Annotated in this window: 3 protein-coding genes; 2 read left to right on the forward strand and 1 reads right to left on the reverse strand. The window is 73.5% G+C overall.

Annotated features, from left to right (window positions below):
• Positions 1–681: glycosyltransferase (locus tag KBX53_RS29440; protein WP_210862888.1), on the reverse strand; the 681-nt coding region annotated here is incomplete at its 3' end.
• A 122-nt stretch (positions 682–803) separates the two neighbouring features.
• On the opposite strand from KBX53_RS29440, the gene KBX53_RS29445 reads away from it, so the two are divergent.
• Together KBX53_RS29445 and KBX53_RS29450 are read left to right on the forward strand one after the other, a co-directional pair.
• The gene (locus KBX53_RS29445) at positions 804–1571 is read left to right on the forward strand and encodes an SDR family oxidoreductase (RefSeq protein ID WP_210862890.1); all 768 of its coding nucleotides are present in this window, start codon (positions 804–806) and stop codon (positions 1569–1571) included.
• Between the two features lie 125 nt (positions 1572–1696).
• Positions 1697–2485 (forward strand): class I SAM-dependent methyltransferase, encoded by a 789-nt coding sequence (locus KBX53_RS29450; RefSeq protein WP_210862892.1) that lies wholly within the window; start codon positions 1697–1699, stop codon positions 2483–2485.
• The last annotated feature ends 1 nt before the right edge of the window (position 2486 follow it).

Raw genomic sequence — 2486 nt, forward strand, 5'->3', positions numbered from 1 at the left:
GTCGCTGGCCTCGCCCCGGGTGTTGGCGACCAGCCGGTCGGCCTCGGCGACGACCTGCTCCTCGCCGATGACCCGGGCCTTCGGCTCTGGGCGGTCACCGGCCGCGAGCTGGGCGTTCTTGACCTTGGCGAGCGTGTGCGCGGTGTGCACCAGCGGCACACCCCAACGCTCCTTGGCCAGCCAGCCGACCTGGCCGGAGAGCCAGTAGTGCGAGTGGATCAGGTCGTAGTGGCCGGGCGGGCGGGATGCCTCCGCGCGCAGCACACCGGCGGTGAAGGCGCAGAGCTGACCGGGCAACTCCTCCTTGGTGAGCCCTTCCAGGGGGCCGGAGGTGATGTGCCGGACCTGCACCCCGGGTGCCATCTCGACCACCGGGGGGAGGTCACCGGAGGTGGCCCGGGTGAAGATCTCCACCTCCACGTTGGCCTCGGCGAGACGCCGGGCGACTTCGAGGATGTAGACGTTCATGCCGCCGGCGTCACCCGTGCCGGGTTGGTGCAGGGGCGAGGTGTGTACCGACAGGGTGGCGATGCGGCGAGGCCGGGGCCACGGCTGGGCACCTCGCTGACGCCCGACACCGGTGTGCATTTCCGCCACATCCGCTCCTTCGTCACGGTTGATGCCGTCTCGCACGACCGGCGCTTCTCGGTCAACCTGTACGCCCGGTGCCATCTTCCCCATCGGCCTCCGGAAATTCCCGGGCGCGGCCCCCCGGGGTGACGGACCTCATCACGCGGACGCCCGCCGATGCCTGCCGCACGCCCGGTCGGGGCCGGTGGCACGCCCACTGTGACAATGTCGGGATGACCTCAGTCGCCATCGTCACGGGAGCGTCCAGCGGGATCGGCGCGGCCACCGCCCGCCGGCTCGCCGCCGAGGGATTCCACGTGCTCGCCGCCGCCCGCCGCGCCGAACGGCTCACCGACCTGGTCGCCGAGATCACCGCCGCCGGCGGGCAGGCCACCGCGGTGACCTGCGACGTCACCTCGGACGAGTCGGTGGCCCGGCTGGCCGAGGCCGCCGCGCAGGCACCCGGGCCGGTCACCCTCCTGGTCAACAACGCTGGCGGGGCGCGCGGGCTGGACCCGGTGGAGTCCGGCTCGGTCGCCGACTGGCAGTGGATGTACGACGTGAACGTGCTCGGCACCCTGCGGGTCACCCAGGCGCTGCTGCCGGCGCTGGAAGCCTCCGGTTCCGGCACCATCGTGGTGGTCTCGTCCACCGCCGGCCTGACCGTGTACGAGGGCGGGGGCGGCTACACCGCCGCGAAGCACGCGCAGACCGCGATCGCCGGCACGCTCCGCCTGGAGCTGTGTGGCCGGCCGCTGCGGGTCATCGAGATCGACCCGGGCATGGTGAAGACCGACGAGTTCGGGCTGGTCCGCTTCGAGGGCGACGCGGAACGGGCAGCCGCCGTCTACGCCGGGGTGCCGGGGCCACTGGTCGCCGAGGACGTCGCCGACTGCATCGCCTGGTGCGCCACCCGCCCCGAGCACGTCAACGTCGACCGGCTGGTGGTCCGGCCACGGGCGCAGGCCGCCCAGCACAAGGTGCACCGAGTGGGCCAGTGAAGCGCGAGGAGTGAGCCGGGTTTGCGAGCCCCGCAGCCGCGAACGGAGACCACGCAGTGAAGCGCGAGGAGTGAGCCGGGTTTGCGAGCCCGCAGCCGCGAACGAAGATTGGCCCTGAGGTCGACATGAGCCCTACAGCGCGGCGGCGCGCGGTCGGGGTGGTCACGCGCGGCACGACGAACCCTAACCGGCTCCGCCGGGTGGACAACTGGATCGTCGCCACCTGCGCCGACCGGCTGCTGGCGGCGGACGACCCGCGGGTGGTCGACCTCGGTTACGGCGCCACCCCGGTGACCGCCGTGGAGCTGCGCGCTCGGCTGGCGGCCGGGGTGCGCCCGGACGTGCGGCTGGTCGGGTTGGAGATCGACGCGGCCCGGGTGGCAGCCGCGGCACCGGCCGCCGATCCACCCGGGCTGACGTTCGCCCGGGGCGGTTTCGAGCTGGCCGGGCTCCGGCCGGTGCTGGTCCGCGCGTTCAACGTGCTGCGACAGTACGACGAGAGCGAGGTGGCCGAAGCCTGGCGGACGATGACCGCCGCGCTCGCCCCCGGTGGAGTGCTCGTCGAGGGCACGTGTGACGAGTTGGGGCGGCTCGCCAGCTGGCTGCTGATCGACGCCGACGGCCCACGGTCGCTGACCCTGGCCGCGAAGCTCACCACGCTGGGCAGCCCCGCCGAGCTGGCCGAGCGGCTGCCCAAGGCGTTGATCCACCGCAACGTGCCCGGTGAGCCGGTGCACGCGCTGATCCGCGCCCTGGACGACGCCTGGCAGGCCGCCGCTCCGTACGCCACCTTCGGCCCCCGCCAACGCTGGCTGCGAGCGGTGACCCGCCTGCGGGAAACGGGCTGGCCCGTCCTCGACAACAGCACCCGCTGGCGTCAGGGCGAGCTGACCCTCCCCTGGCCCCTCCCCTAGC

Origin of the sequence: Micromonospora sp. M51 (genome assembly GCF_018070305.1) — a bacterium.
GTDB classification, from domain to species: Bacteria; Actinomycetota; Actinomycetes; order Mycobacteriales; family Micromonosporaceae; genus Micromonospora; species Micromonospora parva.